We start from the raw sequence: 17,706 nt of genomic DNA, 5'->3' as shown, positions 1-17,706 counted from the left end.
ATATTTGATCTACTTTCTCCACAGTTTCTGATGTTCAGGCCATTTAAGTTGGCTGATCTTGTATAAAGGTTAATCTATGAAACCCGTAATTGCGCTCATTGGTCGTCCGAACGTCGGAAAATCAACGCTGTTTAACCAGATTACCAAGAGCCGTGATGCGCTTGTTGCCGACTTTGCTGGTCTGACACGTGACCGAAAATATGGTGATGCTACTTACCAAAACAAGTCCTTTATTGTTGTGGACACAGGTGGTATTGGCGAAACCGAAGGCGGTATTGACTCTTATATGGCAGAGCAGTCAAAAACTGCAATCCACGAAGCGGACATCATTATTTTTGTGGTGGATGCACGCGCAGGTTTACTCGCATCGGATGAGCAAATTGCACGTGAATTGCGTACTTTAGGCAAAAAAGTATTCTTGGTGGCCAACAAGGTCGATGGCGTACATGCCGAAGCAGCCTTGGTGGAATTCTTCAAGCTAGGTATGGGCGAACCATTACAAGTGGCTGCTAGTCACGGACGTGGCGTACAGCAAATGCTGGAAGATGTTCTGGCTGATATTCCTGAAGACGAAAACCCAGATGCACATGACCAAGACACAGGTTTGCGTTTAGCCATTATTGGACGTCCAAACGTGGGGAAATCTACGTTGGTCAACCGTTTATTGGGTGAAGAGCGCGTAGTTGCATTTGACCAACCTGGAACAACACGTGACTCGGTTTATATTCCATTTGAGCGTAATGGGCGTAAATACACCTTAATTGATACTGCGGGTGTGCGTCGTAAAGGTAAGGTGGATGAAATGATTGAGAAATTCTCAATTGTGAAAACCTTACAAGCCATGAAAGATGCTCACGTTGTGGTAGTGGTGGTTGATGCACGTGATGGTATTGTAGAGCAAGACTTACACTTGATTGGTTATGCACTCGAAGCAGGGCGTGCCATGGTGGTTGCGATTAACAAATGGGACAATATGTCTGAGTATGATCGCAAGCAATGTAAGCTAGATGTAGAACGTCGTTTTGACTTTATTCCATGGGCAAAAATTCACCTGATTTCTGCATTACATGGTACAGGTGTGGGCGATCTATACCCATCTATACACCGTGCTTATGAATCATCACATTTGAAAGTTTCACCTGCTAAACTGACACAAATTTTGAATGATGCGACTGATGCGCACCATCCACCAAAAGTACAGGGGCGTGCCATCAAAATGCGCTATGCGCATATGGGCGGACAAAACCCACCTACAATTGTCATTCACGGCAACAAGGTAGATAAAACCCCTGCGGATTACCGTCGCTATTTAGAAAATGTGTTCCGTAAAGTGTATAAACTTGAAGGTACACCGGTAAAAATTGAATTTAAAACTTCTGAAAACCCATTTGAAGGACGTAAGTCACAGGTGGATGAACGTACCGCAGCACGTCGCCGCCGCTATGTACAGAAGTTCAAGAAAGCTGAGAAAAAGTTTAAGCGTGGTTAAGCTGTCATTTTTCAAGATGCAAAAAAAGCCCGAATTTTAAATTCGGGCTTTTTATTGTGTGCGGCATATTGGGGTAGCATTACCTTATGCGCGCTTTGCCAATAATCGATTCGACCAACGATTTAACCATTGCGGGCTGATGCCAGACAATTGCATTAAGGTTTTGGCTTTTAAACCTACCGCACGGTGGGTGTTGGTCAGAATAGAGTCTTTGGCCGTTGCTTGCTGATAAACCACTTGCGCTACATCTTCTGCTGAGAGATGTACCCCCATATTTTGAATGGTGCCAGCATTCATATCTTTAACCATGGCTGTTTGCACAAAAAGTGGCATTACATCTAACACACGAATACCAAATTTATCCCATTCTATATCTAATCCTTCAGTGATGCCACGCACAGCAAATTTAGAAGCAGAGTAAGAGATTAAATCAGCTTGTCCATAAATTGCAGAGGCGGAAGACAGATTAATCACCCGAGCAAAACTAGCCTGTTTCAAATAAGGCAAAGCGGCGTGACAGCCATTCAACACGCCATTGACATTGACTGCCATGGTACGGTGATGAGCTTCTATAGGTGTATCTTCAAAAGCACCTGAATATAAAATTCCAGCATTGTTGACTAAAATATTGAGTTCACCCGCCCATTGGCAAAAATCTGACAAAGCAGCTTGCCAGCTGGTATAGTCCGCTACATCCAATAAGCCTGCATGCGCACGTTCACCCAGTTGATTGGCCAGTTGTTGGGCTTGGGTGAGATGAATGTCATAAATACCAACACGGTAACCTTGCTGGTAAAACAAACGGGCAATTGCCGCACCGATGCCTTGTGCAGCACCACTAATCAAGATACTGTGCATTTGAACTTGCTCCCTGATGTTATTTTTGTTGTACATATCGTCCTTGCGGTTTTGAGCATAGCAAAAAATATTCAGGTTTGTGCAAAAAAATGAAATAAGGAATATCTCATGCAGCAATTGCTTTCAGTCATGCAACAACTTCGTCAACAATGTCCGTGGGATCAAAAGCAGACCCCTGAAAGTTTGACCAAATATGCAATTGAAGAGGCCTATGAAGTCGAAGCCGCAGTACGTTCAGGTAATGTGGATGAAATTCGAGATGAACTAGGAGACCTTTTGCTGCAAGTGGTGTTTCAGGCACAAATGTATAGTGAGCAAGGTGCGTTTAACTTTCAGGATGTGGTGCAAGCTATTACTGAAAAACTGATTCGTCGTCATCCACATGTGTTTCAGGCCGAACAGTTTGCGCAGCTCAGCGCAGAAGATGTTGCTGCCTTATGGAAAACCATCAAACAACAAGAAAAACAGGGCAAGGCAAAATCACGTTTAGACGAAATTAAACATGCCCCTGCATTACAGCAGGCACAGCAAATTCAGCAGCATGCAGCCCAGTTAAGCTTTGATTTTCCAACTGTAGAAGAGGCTTATGTAAAACTTGAAGAAGAGTTGCAGGAATTACAGCAGGCGATTCAGCAGCAACAATCCGACGAAATACTGGATGAGTTTGGTGACTGTTTATTTTCTTTGATCAATGTAGGTCGTAAACTAGGCCTGTCCAGTGAAATGGCATTATTGAGCACAATTCATAAATTTAGAACACGCTTTGCTTACATAGAAGATCAAGCCGAATTACAACAAAAACAGATTGAAGAAATGAGTTTAGAAGAAATGGATCAGCTTTGGGAGCAAGCAAAACAACAATTAAAAGAATAGGTTAATCATTGTATGTATATACCACGCATATTGGGTTTGAGTTGGGCTGATTTCAAATTTACAGTACTTGGATTATGGGCAGTGTTGCTGTGTGGAATCAGTCTTCCCGCAACGGCACAGCAGTTCGACCAAAATTATTTAAAATGGAAAGCGCAGCAAGAAACGCAAGATCAGCGTTTGACTGCAAAGCAAACGCCTGCTGCCACATCACAATATTATTTAGCACGTCCGACAGAACGAGTAAGTTCTGGTGTTCAGAAAGTCCGTTTGAACAGTGCATCGCTAGAGCAACTGCAACAACTGTCAGGGATTGGCTTGAAAAAGGCTGAAGCGATTGTGGAATATCGTAAACAAAAGGGACAGTTTCAAAGTATCGAAGAGTTACAGCAGGTCAAAGGCATTGGCCCTGCATTATTTGCCAAAAATAAACACAAACTGGCGCTGTAGTGACAAAGGGTAAATTTAATCTGTGCTTTGTAAAATTAGCGTGTGAATCAAATTGCCCTTTGATTGTGATAGAGATATGATTAGCGACATCTTATATATTTTACGTTCAGACGTAGGAGACAGCGTCTTTTGCAAACTTTGCGCGCGTCAAAATGTGGTTTATCTACCGCTCAATTACCTTCTTCCATTTTAGATGTTTTAGATGCTTTAACTAAAGCAGGCTATGAAGCCTATATTGTAGGCGGTGGAGTTCGTGACTTAATGTTGGGGCTGAATCCTAAGGATTTTGATGCCGTGACCAATGCCACACCATCACAAGTGAAAGAGGTTTTCGGACGACGTTGCCGAATTATTGGACGACGTTTTGAGCTGGCGCATGTCTACGCAGGACGTGAACTGATTGAAGTAGCGACTTTCCGTGCGCCACCCAAAAAAGCTGTGACTTCTGCCGCAGGCATGATTCTTCGCGACAATAACTGGGGTACAATCGAGCAAGATTTTGCCCGTCGTGATTTTTCAATCAACGCATTGTATTACCAGCCCCGCAAAGGCATAGTGCTGGATTTTTGCAATGCCGTAGATGATATTAAGCATAAAAACTTACGTTTATTGGGTGATCCAACCCTACGTTTTGAAGAAGACCCTGTGCGTATGCTGCGGACTTTGCGCTTCGCTGCTAAATTGAACTTCAATATTGATCCAAAAATTCTAAAAATTTTTACGCCTGAAATGACGCAATTATTGCGTGATGTTTCACCCCACCGTTTGTATGATGAGTCGCAAAAGCTCTTTACGATGGGGCATCTAAACAAAGTTTTACCAATGTTGATTGATTTCGGAATTTGGCGTCAGTTATTTGCCGATATTAAACCTGACATTAATCCGTTTATTGAACGTGCTGCAAAAAATACAGATCAACGTATTGCCATTGGCAAAACGATTAATCCTGCATTTTTCTATGCAGTGCTGTTGTGGCAACCATTTTTAGAGCGTTGTGACTTTTATTTATCTAAAGGTGTAGTTGCAGCCGAAGCACGTGCACAGGCAGGTTTAGATGTGCTGAAACGTCAAGCAACACGTACCATCATTCCACGTTTTGCTGAAACTTTTATTCGTGAAGTATGGGAAATGCAAACCCGCTTGTTGCAACCTAAGCCACAGCAGATCGAAGCCTTATCGGGACATGCGCGTTTCCGAGCAGGTTTTGACTTCTTGTTATTGCGAGAAAAATCAGGCGATAGCTCAACCCTAGGCATGGGCCAATGGTGGGATGCCTATCAGCTCATGAGCACCGATGAAAAAGAACGTGCGATTGCTCAATACAACCGGTCACGTGCTAAGAGCCGCCGTAAAGCAGCGCCTGAGCCTGTTGAGGTGTTAGCTCAGCAGATTGATCATCAAATTGAGCCTTTGGTGAATGAGCCTGAGCCACGCAGCCGTCGTGCGCGTAAAGCCAAGCAATATGAAGAAAATCGTGCTCAACGTTCTGCAAGCACTCATGAGTCTGGTATTGCTGCAGATCATCCAATTTTAAAACGTAAACGTGTACAACGTGATTTAAGCCAAGTGATTTTTGGGCCTACACAATGAGCAACATCACCTATATTGGTTTAGGCAGTAATTTGGGCGACTCTCGTCAAATTTTAGCCGATGCTGTACAAAAACTGGCAACTTTGGGTGCTGTGCAGACCTCAAAGCTGTACCAAAGTCCACCCATGGGGCCACAAGATCAGCCAAACTATTTAAATGCCGTAGTGCGTTTGGAAACAGAACTTGAACCTCTAGCGTTGTTGGATGAGTTACAGCGTTTTGAACAGGAGTCGGGTCGGGTGCGGTTACGTCATTGGGGTGAGCGCACGCTAGATTTAGATTTATTGATTTATGGCGATGCCACGATTGAAAATGAACGTTTGACTGTACCGCATGTGGGTGTGTTAGAGCGTGATTTTGTCGTCATCCCATTGTTAGATTTAGATGCTAATTTAAGCGTCAAAGGACAAGCTTTAAAACATTTGGCATTGCTTGAACATCCGAACTTAACAGTTGCGGATGCAGGGGATTGGGCAGGGCTGTAAAGTTTTAAATTAAGCATGAGTAATGCTTTTCCATAGAGGAATATTTTCATGATTAGTCTAAGTGACCTAAGAAAATTTAAAGCGGAAGGTCGCAAATTCTCCTGCCTGACTTGCTATGACGCAAGCATGGCAAAGGCAATGGAAGTTGCCGAAATTGACACAATTTTAATTGGTGATTCTTTGGGCATGTCAATTCAGGGACGTGACTCGACTTTGCCTGTGACTGTGGCCGATATGGCTTATCACACCGCTGCGGTACGCCGTGGCAATCAGCATGCTTTTATTCTGACAGACCTGCCATTTATGAGTTATGCCACCTTAAATGATGCACTGCAAAGCTCGAAAGAAGTCATGCAGGCAGGTGCGCAAATGGTCAAAATGGAAGGCGGTGCATGGCTCAGTGAAACCGTTGCAACATTAACCCGTAACGGTATTCCAGTGTGTGTGCATTTGGGTTTGACACCGCAATCGGTGCATGTGTTTGGTGGCTACAAGTTGCAAGCGCGTACCCGTGAAGCGGCAGACAAGCTGATTGCAGACTGTAAAGCGGTGGTGGATGCAGGTGCGGCAATTTTATTGCTGGAATGTGTACCTGCACAGCTAGGTCAGGAAATTTCAGAGCTATTCCCTGAAATTCCTGTGATTGGCATTGGTGCTGGTGCAGCAACCGATGGTCAAGTCTTGGTGGTACAAGACATGCTAGGGCTTACCTTTGGTCGCATGGCAAAATTTGTTCGTAACTTTATGAAAGAACAAGCGGGTGAAACTGCTATTTTAGATGCATTTAAAGCCTATCATGCCGCAGTACAAGATGGCTCTTTCCCTGCACGTGAACATACTTTCCAAGTTGAGTTGTAATATGAAAACCGAAACCACAATTCAAGGCTTAGCAGCATCTTTACAGCCTGCACGTGCTGCGCGTAAAACCATTGGTTTTGTGCCAACCATGGGAAATTTGCACGAAGGGCACTTAACTTTGGTGCGTGAAGCGAAAAAAATATGTGATTTGGTGGTGGTCAGTATTTTTGTGAATCCAATTCAATTTGGTCCAAATGAAGACTTTGACAGTTATCCACGGACTTTAGATCAGGACAGCCAACTGTTGGCAGATGTTGGTTGTGACATTATTTTTGCGCCTTCTGTGGAGCAAATGTATGGCAATAAGCCACGTTTGACCAATATTTCTGTTAGCGATATTACTGCAGATTTGTGTGGCTTACAGCGCCCGGGTCATTTTGATGGGGTCGCAGTCGTAGTGACCAAATTGTTTAATATGGTGCAGCCAAACTATGCTTTCTTTGGCGAAAAAGACTATCAACAATTGGCGGTGATTCGTCAGTTTGTGCGTGATTTAAACATTCCGCTTGAAGTGATTGGTGTACCCATTGTACGCGCAGCAGATGGCTTGGCGCTCAGTTCGCGTAATGGCTATTTGAGTGCAGAACAGCGTCAAATTGCGCCGACGATTTATCAAAGTCTAAAAGCAGCAGAACAGGCGTTACAGCAAGGCGAAAGCTTGTCACAAGTGTTAGCGAATATTAAGACCACATTGACAGCTGCGGGCTTTGTTGTGGACTATGTAGAAGCACGTACAACAGAATTGCAAAAAATTGAAGCATTTAGTGAAGATGTTGTGCTATTCGTTGCTGCAAAACTGGGCAATACACGTTTAATTGACAATTTGCAGGTCAAACATTCTGCATAGTTCGCAATATAAGGGTTGCATGCCATGAAACGTATTTTGATCGTCACAGGTCAATCGGGTTCAGGAAAATCTTCGGCATTACAGGTGTTGGAAGATTTAGGTTATTACTGTATTGATAATTTACCCTTGGCATTGCTCCCAGAAATTGTAGACAAACTGGATCAGGAAAATAATTTAGAGCAGTTGGCGTTGGGGGTGGATGTACGCAGTACCCGTGCCGACTTGCAAGAGTTTGATCTGGTATTTGAACAACTGCAGAAGCATGGATCGGTAGATATTATTTATCTGACCACGCAGGATCAGGAACTGATTGCCCGCTTTAGTGCATCACGCCGTCCGCATCCATTGTCGAGTCGATTTAAAAGCTTAAATGAATGTATCCAAGAAGAAAAAACCTTGTTGATGCCTATTCAGTTTCGCTCGACTGTGCATATAGATACTACCGATAAAAGCGTGCATGACCTAAAGCATGTATTGCTGTCTAAACTTGGGCAAAGCGATCATTTAATTGTGATTTTACAGTCCTTTGGTTATAAGCACGGCATTCCGCTAGATGCCGACTATGTTTTTGACGTACGGCATTTACCCAACCCGCATTGGGATTTAGAGCTGCGAAAACATTCAGGTTTAGATGCACCCGTGCAGGAGTTTTTGCAACAAAGCCCGCAAACTCATGAAATGTTTAAAGACATTTATCAGTTTTTAGAAAAATGGTTGCCTGCTTTTGCCGAAGGGCATCGTCACTACATCACCATTTCTATTGGCTGTACTGGTGGGCAACATCGTTCTGTTTATATCGTAGATAGACTAAAAAAAGCACTTGAGGCAAAATGGTCTATACAAGTCTTACACCGAGAAATGAAGCACTGGTCATGATTGACACAACTGTTGACGTAATTAATAAACTAGGTTTACATGCACGGGCATCTGGGAAACTGATAGAAGTGACCACCAAATTCCGTTCGTCAATCCAAATTGGCAAAGGCGACAAGTTGGTCGATGCCAAAAATATTATGTCCTTGCTCATGCTGGGTGCAGGCAAGGGAACTACTTTACGCTTGGTGATTGATGGGGCAGATGAAGAAAAAGCTTTATCTGACATTCAAGCACTATTTGCAGCAAAATTTTACGAGGCAGATTAATCGTGGCACGTCGACCGCAACGTTTTACTGAAGATGACTTTGAATCTTTAGAAGGGCGTGCAAGTAAAACCGAACAGAAAAAAGCCGTACAGCGTATGGCTGCTCTGGGCGAACAATTGGCGCAGTTAAGCACCAAACAAATTCAGAAACTTCCTGTAGAAGAGCGTTTAATTGACGCTTTGCTGGAATTGCAAGGAATCACTTCACATGAAGCACGCCGTCGTCAGTGTCAGCGTATTGGTAAACTGCTACGCAATGAAAATGAAACGGTGATTTTGTCGTATTTGACGCCACAACAAGGCGCAAAGAAAACCGCGCAGTTACAGCGTTGGGTGGAGCGTATTATTAAAGATGGTGACCCTGTCATCAATGATTTTAGTAAAACCTACAAAGCTGCAGAACGTCATACGTTGCGTCAGCATCTGTTACGTATTCACCGTGATATGAAACAGGAAGTGCCTGAAGAGGAATTAGAGGCCTCTAAACTCAAGTTATTCAACTATGTGCAACAGGTTGCGCTCTTGTCTGAAAGTTAAGTCAAATTAAGTTGAGTTAGAGCAAATCTGAAGATGGTTGTAGATTATTAACTCATTCGAAAATAAAAAAACGACTCCAAGATGAGTCGTTTTTTTATTTGGATTTGCTATGAGGATGTGTAGTGGGTACATCTTCATAGTTTTAGATTAAATTTAGCCTTAACCAAACTCTCCGACTGAACGCTCTTTGGCCCATTCACGCAATACAAACTTTTGTAATTTGCCTGTAGAGGTTTTTGGAATTTCAGTAATCACCACATCTTTTGGTACTTTAAAGCGTGCTAAGTGCTGGCTGCAATAGGCAATGATTTCTTCAGGGCTGGCCTGTTTACCGTCTTTGAGCTCGATAAAGGCACATGGTACTTCCTGCCAACGAGGGTCAGGTTTTGCTACCACTGCAGCAGTTAGCACAGCAGGGTGTTGATACAGGACTTCTTCAACTTCCAGTGACGAAATATTTTCGCCCCCTGAAATGATCACGTCTTTAGAGCGGTCAGTAATTTTGGCATAGCCGTCGGGTTGGCATACGGCTAAATCACCCGTATGGAACCAACCACCTGCAAATGCTTCTGCGGTAGCTTCTGGGTTTTTCAAATAGCCTTTCATCACGATATTGCCACGGAACATAATTTCGCCCATGGTCTTACCATCTTTGGGTACAGGTTGCATTGTTTTAGGGTCAAGAACTTTCATGCCATCCTGCAATGGATATGGCACACCCTGACGAGAATGTAACTGTGCTTGTTCCTGAATAGACAAGTCGCTCCAACCTGCTTGAGAAGCACAGAGTGCAGATGGGCCATAAGTTTCAGTCAGGCCATAAACGTGAGTAACATTAATGCCAATATTGCGCATACCTTCAATAATTGCGGCTGGTGGTGCAGCACCTGCTACCATGACTTCTACACGGTGGTCAAACTGGGTCTTTTTCTCATCTGGGGTGTTAATTAACATCGATAAGACAATTGGTGCACCGCAGAAATAATCGACTTTGTGTTCTGCAATCAGTTTGAAAATCAGTTCAGGGTCGACTTTACGCAAGCAGATATTGGTACCACCATTGGCGGCCATGGTCCACGCAAAACACCAGCCGTTACAGTGGAATAAAGGTAGCGTCCATAAGTATTTGGCACGCGGTGTCATACCACAGGCAATGATATTACTTGCTGCATTAATATATGCACCACGATGATGGTAAACCACGCCTTTCGGGTTGCCTGTGGTGCCTGATGTGTAATTTAGACTAATCGCATCCCATTCATCTTGCGGTAAATGCCATTCAAAATTCGGATCACCCGCTGCGAGCCATGTTTCGTATTCAATTTGTCCGATGCTAAGGGCATTCGTAGCATGTTCGTATTCTGCGTCGCTGACATCAATGACATAAATTTCATGCGTTACCATTGCCAAGGCTTCCTGCGCCAAGGCTGCAAATTCAGGGTCAACCAAAAGTACTTTGGATTCAGCATGATCTAGCATAAATGCCAGTGTTTTGGCATCTAAGCGGGTATTTAAAGTATTTAACACTGCCCCCGCCATAGGTACGGCAAAATGTGCTTCCAACATAGCAGGAACATTCGGGAGCAGCACCGAAACAGTATCGTTTTTGCTAATGCCTAATTGTTGAAGTTGATGGGCAAATTGGCAGCAGCGCAAATAGGTTTCACGCCATGTGATTTGGCGAGAACCATGAATAATCGCATTTTGATGTGGGTAAATATAAGCCGCCCGTTCTAAGTAACGTAAAGGGGACAAGGCTACAAAATTGGCGGGTGTACGCGGTAATTCATCGTATGCGCTGACCATTGTTATTCTCCATATATGTCGTTATTTTATCCAGCAGAGGGTCTGCTGACATTTCATGAATGGCTTGCGCTGTAGGCTAAAACTGAGCAGATCAGGCATGAAACGCAGGGAATAGCGAGACTATTGCCAAGTTTCATAACGCAATCTGAGAAAGTTTTAGCCACAGTCCTTTGGAACAAGCATATTTTTTGCTGCTATTACGTTATGAGTCAGTCATTTAGATGACTAAATTTCCTGCCTCATGCCTTATATCAGCTAAAAAATATGCGTTGTCGCAAACATGGATGAATTGGCAACAGACCCTAAAAGATAGGGATTTTATGGCAGCTTTGCAGTTATGCTTTAGTCGAAATCCTGTTGTTTTTATTTTTGTTCGCTTGTAAGTCGGTTTAAATAATGAGTGAAGTAAAATTTAACTTTTTGTTTTTCTTTAAGAATAATCAGTGTTTATGATGTGATCTGATTTTTATACAGTGAAGGGCTGAGTCCTGTCCATCGTTTAAAGGCACGTCTAAATTCACGCAATTCACTAAAGCCCAGTTGCTGACTGACTTCACTAATGGAAAGGGATTGTTGTAGCAGTTGTTTGGCTTTATTTTCTAAAACACGTTGTCTTAAATTTTGGAAACTACAGCCCTCAGCTGAAAGCTGTCTGCGCAAATGTCTTTCACTCATTTGAAAATGCTGCGCTGCTTGCGTCATATCAAAATGCTGCGGTAAATGCTGCTCAATCAGATAACTTAGTACATGTGCATATTGCTGCTGATTAATCGCCTGCATATCTTGCAATGCCATTTGGCAGACACGCATAGCGGTGCTGTAGTTGGCAGCACTTGCGGTTTTAATGTTACGGGTAAAAATTTCAGGACGAAATACCAGTGCATTCATGTGTGATGAAAAATGCAAAGGACATTGATAATGTGCGTGATAAGCATCTAAATGCGCAGGTTTGGCAAAACTAAAATGTACTTCGAGCAAATCTTGATGATCCCCCAACATCACATCTAAACAGCTAATAATACTGGACAGGGCTTCATCGCAGAAAAAGCGCAACAACTGACCTGTAGGGTAGCGCTCTTTGATGACTAACATGGGATGGTTAGAGGAAAAATCATAATCCAAGTCCATTACGCTGCCTGAAATTGGATGGTATTGCAGTCCTGTCTGTAGCGCTTCGACAATATTTTATTGTCAGCAAAGTGAGTGTAATGATTTAGCTTTTGGTTCCATGCTGCTCAAACCCAGTGATTTCGACCTGAACGATTTCTCTGCTTTGCAGTGCGCACTTTGGATTGCTACGCCTGTATTGAAAGTTTTGCCGCAGGTGCAAGTGCCAGGTTTAGATCGTTTGCAGCCCTATTTGCCGCAGCGTGATCAAGCTGTATTTGTCTATGGCGGTTATTGGTTGGCAGATTATATTTATCCTGCGGGCAGTCATCCGCATGCCTTATATGGTCGCAGTAGCAATCAAGAGCTGATTCAAGTGCCAAAACAGTATCAAATTTGTATAGATGATTATGTGTTTTTACGTCCCCAGCAGAGTGAAGCGATCTTGCCGCAGTTTGCTGTGGTCTATGCTTATACACAGGGACAATGGGACTTATGGCCTTGCTTTAAGGAATAAAACAGAGGAAAACATGATTCTTTGGCTTTTTTAGGTCACAAAGGTTTAAACCTGTACCCAAGCCGTGTAAAATTTAAGGCGCTTTTTATTTATACACCGTTTTTATCTTTTGAGGGTCTCCCTTAATCATAATCTCGCGGTGATATGCTCCATGGTACGGGGCATCACTCCTTAAGGATTTTTATCTATGCCTATTATCACTTTGCCAAATGGCGATCAAAAACAGTTTGATCAAGCCGTATCTGTGATGGAAGTTGCTCAAAGCATCGGTCCAGGTCTTGCCAAAAATACAGTTGCTGGACGCGTCAATGACCGTTTGGTAGATGCTTGTGATTTAATCACCGAAGATGCAACCTTACAAATTATCACGCCAAAAGATGAAGAAGGCGTAGAAATTATCCGTCACTCATGTGCGCACTTGGTAGGGCATGCTGTAAAGCAGCTTTTCCCAGAAGCAAAAATGGTGATTGGTCCTGTTATTGAAGAAGGTTTCTACTACGACATCTGGATGCCACGTCCATTTACCTTAGATGACTTGGCTGCTATCGAAGAGCGCATGAAAAAGCTCATCGACCAAGACTATGATGTCGTGAAAAAAATGACCCCGCGTGATGAAGTGATTGCAGAATTTACCGCACGTGGCGAAGAATATAAATTACGTTTGATTGCAGATATGCCAAACGAAACCCAAATGGGCTTGTACTATCACCAAGACTATTTGGATATGTGTCGTGGTCCACACGTACCGAACACTAAATTCTTAAAATCATTTAAATTGACCAAAATCTCGGGTGCTTACTGGCGCGGAGATGCGAAAAACGAACAGTTACAACGTATTTATGGTACGGCTTGGGCAGACAAAAAGCAGCTTGCAGCCTACATCAAACGTATTGAAGAAGCTGAAAAGCGCGACCACCGTAAAATTGGTAAAGCATTAGACTTGTTCCACATGCAGGAAGAAGCACCAGGTATGGTGTTCTGGCATCCAAATGGCTGGACGATTTATCAAGTACTTGAGCAATACATGCGTAAAGTACAGCAAGAAAATGGTTACTTAGAAATTCGCACCCCGCAAGTGGTCGATTTCACCTTATGGGAAAAATCAGGACATGCTGCCAACTATGCAGATAACATGTTCACTACCCATTCTGAAAACCGTAACTATGCAGTAAAACCAATGAACTGCCCATGTCACGTACAAGTCTTTAACCAAGGGCTAAAGTCGTATCGTGATTTGCCAATTCGTCTGGCAGAATTTGGTTCATGTCACCGTAATGAGCCATCGGGTTCATTGCACGGCATTATGCGTGTACGTGGCTTTACTCAAGACGATGCACACATTTTCTGTACCAAAGAACAAATTGGGCCTGAAGTTGCAGACTTCATTCAACTGACTTTAGATGTTTATAAAGACTTCGGTTTTGAAGATGTGCAAATGAAGCTATCTACACGTCCTGAAAAACGTGTAGGCGATGATGCACTGTGGGATATGGCAGAAAAATCTTTGGCAGATGCTTTAGATGCTGCAGGTTTGGAATGGGAGTTACAACCGGGTGAAGGCGCGTTCTACGGTCCGAAAATTGAATTCTCACTCAAAGACTGCTTAGGTCGTGTGTGGCAATGTGGTACAATTCAATGTGACTTTAACTTGCCTGAACGTTTAGAGGCATCTTATGTCACTGAAGACAATGATCGTGATCAGCCTGTAATGTTGCACCGCGCAATTCTTGGCAGTTTTGAACGATTTATTGGTATACTTATTGAGCACTATGCAGGCTTTATGCCACCATGGTTAGCGCCAGTGCAAGCTTGTGTGATGAATATTACAGATTCACAAGCTGCTGCAAGTGAACAGGTCGTCGCAAAACTTAAAGAAAACGGTATTCGTGCTATTTCTGACTTGAGAAATGAGAAAATCGGCTTTAAGATTCGTGAGCGTACATTAGAGCGTATTCCATATTTATTGGTACTTGGGGACCGTGAAGTGGAAGAGGGTACTGTAAACGTGCGTACTCGCTCAGGAACAAATTTGGGTACTATGTCAATTGATGCTTTCATTGACCTAGTGAAAACAGCCGTCGCAGAACGCGGCCGGTATATTGTGGAGTAACAGCGATTAAACAGCCTGACCGTAATCAACAGGGCGGAAAATCTAACCGTCCTGCTTTGAATGATGAAATTCGTGCAAAAGAAGTCCGTCTTGTAGACGAAAATGGTGAGCAAAAAGGGATTGTAAGCTTAGCTGATGCATTGCGTGCAGCCGAAAGCGTAGACCTTGATTTGGTGGAAATTGTGGCAAATGCCGAACCACCAGTTTGTAAAATCATGGACTTTAACAAGCATTTGTTTGATCTAAAGCAAAAGCAGAAAGAAGCGAAGAAAAAACAGCATCAAGTACAGGTGAAAGAAATCAAACTCCGCCCTGCGACTGATGTTGGTGATTACAACGTAAAATTACGTGCAATTATCAAATTCCTTGAAGAAGGGAACAAGGTAAAAATCACTTTACGCTTCCGTGGTCGTGAAATGGCTCACCAACAGTTAGGTTTGGCTCAATTGCAAAAAGTTGAAGCAGATGTAACCGAATATGGTGTAGTTGAACAAGCACCAAAAATGGAAGGTCGTCAAATGGGTATGTTACTTGGACCGAAAAAGAAAAAGTAACCTCATCTTGAACTGAAAAAAGCACTGCAGCATCGCAGTGCTTTTTTTATGCCTGGAAGAAAAATTGTATTGATTCCTATTTATAAGATACATCAAAATTAAATCATTAAATTGTATGGAGCAAGGCAGGTTAAGTCAGCAAAAATCTCTACAGTACAGAGCGCAATAGCAAAGTAAAACATGCTATAAATGAATTCGCAGCAAAATAATGCCCACCCAAAAGTAAAAAATAGTGAAGGATAGAACATGATTGATCTTTATTATTGGGGTACGCCCAACGGTCACAAAATTACCATCGCACTGGAAGAAATGGGTTTGGAATATCAAATTTTCCCCATCAATATTTCGGAAAATGATCAGTTCCAGCCAGACTTTTTGAAAATTTCACCAAATAATAAAATTCCTGCCATCGTAGATCAGCAAGGACCGCGTGGTGAGCCAATTTCTGTATTTGAGTCGGGTGCAATTTTGCAATATCTTGGGCGTAAAACAGGTATGTTCTACCCAACCGATGAGCAAGAGCGGGTAGAAGTGGAGCAATGGCTTATGTGGCAAATGGGTGGCTTTGGGCCAATGCTGGGGCAAAATCATCACTTTAACCGCTATGCGCCTGAAAAAATTCCTTATGCAATTGAACGTTATATTAATGAGTCCAAGCGTTTATATGGGGTATTGAATAAGCAATTAACTGGGCAAAAGTTTGTGGCAGGTGAGTATTCAATTGCAGATATGGCTATTTTACCGTGGGCATTAAGCCATGAATGGCAAAGTATCAACTTAGAAGATTTTCCGTACGTGAAAGATTACGTTACACGTTTAACAGCACGACCTGCGGTGCAGAAGGCATTGAGTATTCAAGTTTAAAACAAGTTTTATGCTAAGATGCTCAGCCACCTGATGAGACATAATTTTCAGGTGGCTTTTTTATTGGATGTGTTATGCAAGAATTTTTTCTCAACTTCACCAAAATTGTTGAAAATAATGCCAAAGTATATTGGAGCATTATTATTGGAATCGTGAGTTGCCTCATGCTTTTTGTGGCAGAAGCATTTCATGTGCAAAACTTGATTAGTACTTTAAATAGTACAGATCAACAAGTGTTACGTGCTGCAATTGAACCGATCACTCAACGTTATACATGGGCACGTGCGGTTTTGATTCTATTGTGTATTATTTGGGCAAACATAGAATACCGTAAAACCAAACAGACTTTAGGGCTTTAATTTTTTGATGGCTTGGTCGCTGCTGGGTTTATTCCTATCTGCCTTTGGTGCTGCCACGTTATTACCACTACAATCTGAAGCGGTATTACTTGGACTGTTATTTGAAGGCCGCTATGCACCTATATGGCTGATTACTGTTGCGAGTTTAGGCAATATTTTAGGCTCTTGTGTGAACTGGTATTTGGGACTACGTCTGGAGCATTATAAAAATAAAAAGTGGTTTCCTGTTTCGGCTACACAACTTGAAAAGGCACAGCGCACCTACGCCAAATTTGGATTTTGGTCTTTGTTGCTCAGTTGGGTGCCCATCATTGGTGATCCGATTACCCTGATCGCAGGCCTGATGAAAGAAAACTTTGCCCGTTTTGTGTTGATGGTCAGTCTGGCCAAAATCGGGCGTTATTTGTTTATTTATGTCGCTTATACTTGGGTCTAACGCTGAATGATGGCAGTTATTCTTGAGCAGTCAATTCATCACAAGTATCTAAATCAAAGTAAATTTCATCTTTCAATTTTGACTTTTTGTAGAGCCAAAATTTACGTGGTACTTCAACTTGTGCGCTTTTAACAGCAGCTAACACCTGTTGATCAAGCGCATACTGACCAGAACCTTTAGTGATTTTTGCTGTTTTTACTTGCCCGTGTTTATTTATTTTAAATTGAAACTTCACGGTGCGTGAATGATCTTTTAGTGCATCTGCACTTAAGTTGAGCTGTGGCTGACTGCGATACTGAAAAGCAACTTTTTGCTGTTGTTGCTGTGCTAACCAGTTTTTAGATTCAAAGGCAAATTGACAATCTTCAGATGAATTATCCTGAAATCTTAAATTAAAGCTTTGAAAACCAATTGTTGCAACCGCAGTATCATCTACATAATGCGGCTGAATTTCTGCGGCAAGCACTGCTTGAAGCAAGATGTTATCGAGCTTTTTAAGCCCAGTACTTTCCTGAATTGTGGCTTGACGGATTTTACCGGTTTCGTCTGCATGAATACGTACAATTGCTGCGCGGTTTTGTTGATTTAGGTCTTCATTTTTATATTGTGGTTGTGGGAAAGTACGCCACGCCAAACGGGTTGTTAAATGCGCGGGCAGGGCTGCACTTTTTTGAACCTGTAGATTGGTTTCAGTTGGAACCGACTGCACCTGTTTGGCATAAATTGGTGATGTTGCAAGGCCAAGCAATAGGGAGTAATTAACTATAACTAAAAATATAGACAAATATTTGCATAAGTGCTCATTTTGTCTATGTCGATTCAGTAGTG

19 protein-coding genes and 1 pseudogene are annotated in these 17,706 nt (G+C 42.6%); 16 read left to right on the top strand and 4 right to left on the bottom strand.

All coding sequences use genetic code 11. The features are described from left to right. Positions 1 to 76 precede the first annotated feature (76 nt). Complete coding sequence (gene der / locus HHA42_RS07080; protein WP_168418436.1) at positions 77 to 1,489, top strand: ribosome biogenesis GTPase Der; 1,413 nt, start codon at positions 77 to 79, stop codon at positions 1,487 to 1,489. A gap of 84 nt (positions 1,490 to 1,573) precedes the next feature. Here der and HHA42_RS07075 read toward each other — a convergent pair whose 3' ends face one another. Continuing rightward, entirely contained in the window at positions 1,574 to 2,347 is a 774-nt protein-coding gene (locus HHA42_RS07075; protein WP_168418437.1) for an SDR family oxidoreductase, read from the bottom strand. 108 nt (positions 2,348 to 2,455) lie between these two features. Here HHA42_RS07075 and mazG point away from each other — a divergent pair, with 108 nt between their 5' ends. The 9 genes from mazG to yjgA all read left to right on the top strand — a co-directional run bounded on the left by mazG (position 2,456) and on the right by yjgA (position 9,125). Beyond that, positions 2,456 to 3,220 (top strand): nucleoside triphosphate pyrophosphohydrolase, encoded by a 765-nt coding sequence (gene mazG / locus HHA42_RS07070; protein WP_168418438.1) that lies wholly within the window; start codon positions 2,456 to 2,458, stop codon positions 3,218 to 3,220. A 12-nt stretch (positions 3,221 to 3,232) separates the two neighbouring features. Then, positions 3,233 to 3,667, top strand: coding sequence for a ComEA family DNA-binding protein (locus HHA42_RS07065; RefSeq protein ID WP_168418439.1), 435 nt, complete (start codon positions 3,233 to 3,235; stop codon positions 3,665 to 3,667). A 129-nt stretch (positions 3,668 to 3,796) separates the two neighbouring features. Further along, positions 3,797 to 5,257, top strand: coding sequence for a polynucleotide adenylyltransferase PcnB (gene pcnB / locus HHA42_RS07060; protein ID WP_168461623.1), 1,461 nt, complete (start codon positions 3,797 to 3,799; stop codon positions 5,255 to 5,257). Then, the gene (gene folK / locus HHA42_RS07055) at positions 5,254 to 5,742 is read left to right on the top strand and encodes a 2-amino-4-hydroxy-6-hydroxymethyldihydropteridine diphosphokinase (RefSeq protein ID WP_168461625.1); all 489 of its coding nucleotides are present in this window, start codon (positions 5,254 to 5,256) and stop codon (positions 5,740 to 5,742) included. Before pcnB ends, folK begins: the two co-directional genes overlap by 4 nt. A gap of 48 nt (positions 5,743 to 5,790) precedes the next feature. After that, positions 5,791 to 6,600, top strand: a complete 810-nt coding sequence (panB, locus tag HHA42_RS07050; RefSeq protein WP_168418442.1) for a 3-methyl-2-oxobutanoate hydroxymethyltransferase — start codon at positions 5,791 to 5,793, stop codon at positions 6,598 to 6,600. A gap of 1 nt (position 6,601) precedes the next feature. Beyond that, positions 6,602 to 7,447 carry a pantoate--beta-alanine ligase gene (panC, locus tag HHA42_RS07045; protein WP_168461627.1) on the top strand — a complete coding sequence of 282 codons (846 nt, stop codon included), beginning with the start codon at positions 6,602 to 6,604 and terminating at the stop codon, positions 7,445 to 7,447. 24 nt (positions 7,448 to 7,471) lie between these two features. Beyond that, positions 7,472 to 8,323 (top strand): RNase adapter RapZ, encoded by an 852-nt coding sequence (rapZ, locus tag HHA42_RS07040; RefSeq protein ID WP_168418444.1) that lies wholly within the window; start codon positions 7,472 to 7,474, stop codon positions 8,321 to 8,323. Further along, on the top strand, positions 8,320 to 8,589 hold the full coding sequence (locus tag HHA42_RS07035) for an HPr family phosphocarrier protein (RefSeq protein ID WP_026438354.1): 270 nt from the start codon (positions 8,320 to 8,322) through the stop codon (positions 8,587 to 8,589). The genes rapZ and HHA42_RS07035 overlap by 4 nt, the downstream gene beginning before the upstream one ends. 2 nt (positions 8,590 to 8,591) lie before the next feature. Further along, positions 8,592 to 9,125, top strand: coding sequence for a ribosome biogenesis factor YjgA (yjgA, locus tag HHA42_RS07030; RefSeq protein ID WP_168418445.1), 534 nt, complete (start codon positions 8,592 to 8,594; stop codon positions 9,123 to 9,125). A gap of 159 nt (positions 9,126 to 9,284) precedes the next feature. Here the strand turns inward: yjgA and HHA42_RS07025 are convergent, their stop codons facing one another. Together HHA42_RS07025 and HHA42_RS07020 are read right to left on the bottom strand one after the other, a co-directional pair. Further along, positions 9,285 to 10,931, bottom strand: coding sequence for an acyl-CoA synthetase (locus HHA42_RS07025; RefSeq protein WP_168525971.1), 1,647 nt, complete (start codon positions 10,929 to 10,931; stop codon positions 9,285 to 9,287). A gap of 447 nt (positions 10,932 to 11,378) precedes the next feature. Continuing rightward, positions 11,379 to 12,059: an AraC family transcriptional regulator gene (locus HHA42_RS07020; protein ID WP_252726310.1), complete on the bottom strand. Its 681-nt coding sequence runs from the start codon at positions 12,057 to 12,059 to the stop codon at positions 11,379 to 11,381. A 40-nt stretch (positions 12,060 to 12,099) separates the two neighbouring features. On the opposite strand from HHA42_RS07020, the pseudogene HHA42_RS07015 reads away from it, so the two are divergent. The 6 genes and pseudogenes from HHA42_RS07015 to HHA42_RS06990 form a co-directional block, all read left to right on the top strand. After that, positions 12,100 to 12,555 (top strand): annotated as a pseudogene (locus HHA42_RS07015) (alanine racemase); the annotation flags it as partial. A gap of 187 nt (positions 12,556 to 12,742) precedes the next feature. Further along, a complete protein-coding gene (gene thrS, locus HHA42_RS07010) occupies positions 12,743 to 14,665 on the top strand; it encodes a threonine--tRNA ligase (protein ID WP_168418447.1) in 1,923 nt (640 codons plus the stop codon). A 5-nt stretch (positions 14,666 to 14,670) separates the two neighbouring features. Further along, on the top strand, positions 14,671 to 15,219 hold the full coding sequence (gene infC, locus HHA42_RS07005; RefSeq protein ID WP_168418452.1) for a translation initiation factor IF-3: 549 nt from the start codon (positions 14,671 to 14,673) through the stop codon (positions 15,217 to 15,219). Between the two features lie 246 nt (positions 15,220 to 15,465). Next, on the top strand, positions 15,466 to 16,083 hold the full coding sequence (locus tag HHA42_RS07000; protein ID WP_168418448.1) for a glutathione S-transferase N-terminal domain-containing protein: 618 nt from the start codon (positions 15,466 to 15,468) through the stop codon (positions 16,081 to 16,083). A 74-nt stretch (positions 16,084 to 16,157) separates the two neighbouring features. Next, on the top strand, positions 16,158 to 16,442 hold the full coding sequence (locus HHA42_RS06995) for a hypothetical protein (protein WP_168418449.1): 285 nt from the start codon (positions 16,158 to 16,160) through the stop codon (positions 16,440 to 16,442). Positions 16,443 to 16,449: 7 nt separating this feature from the next. After that, positions 16,450 to 16,878: a YqaA family protein gene (locus HHA42_RS06990; RefSeq protein ID WP_168418450.1), complete on the top strand. Its 429-nt coding sequence runs from the start codon at positions 16,450 to 16,452 to the stop codon at positions 16,876 to 16,878. Between the two features lie 16 nt (positions 16,879 to 16,894). Here the strand turns inward: HHA42_RS06990 and HHA42_RS06985 are convergent, their stop codons facing one another. Then, a complete protein-coding gene (locus HHA42_RS06985) occupies positions 16,895 to 17,701 on the bottom strand; it encodes an energy transducer TonB (protein WP_252726312.1) in 807 nt (268 codons plus the stop codon). Between the last annotated feature and the right edge of the window lie 5 nt (positions 17,702 to 17,706).

Source organism: Acinetobacter sp. A3, assembly GCF_012371415.1.
In the GTDB taxonomy this organism is placed as follows: domain Bacteria; phylum Pseudomonadota; class Gammaproteobacteria; order Pseudomonadales; family Moraxellaceae; genus Acinetobacter.
Note: the sequence above shows the minus strand (reverse complement) of the source record. Positions and strands in the feature narration are given on the sequence as shown.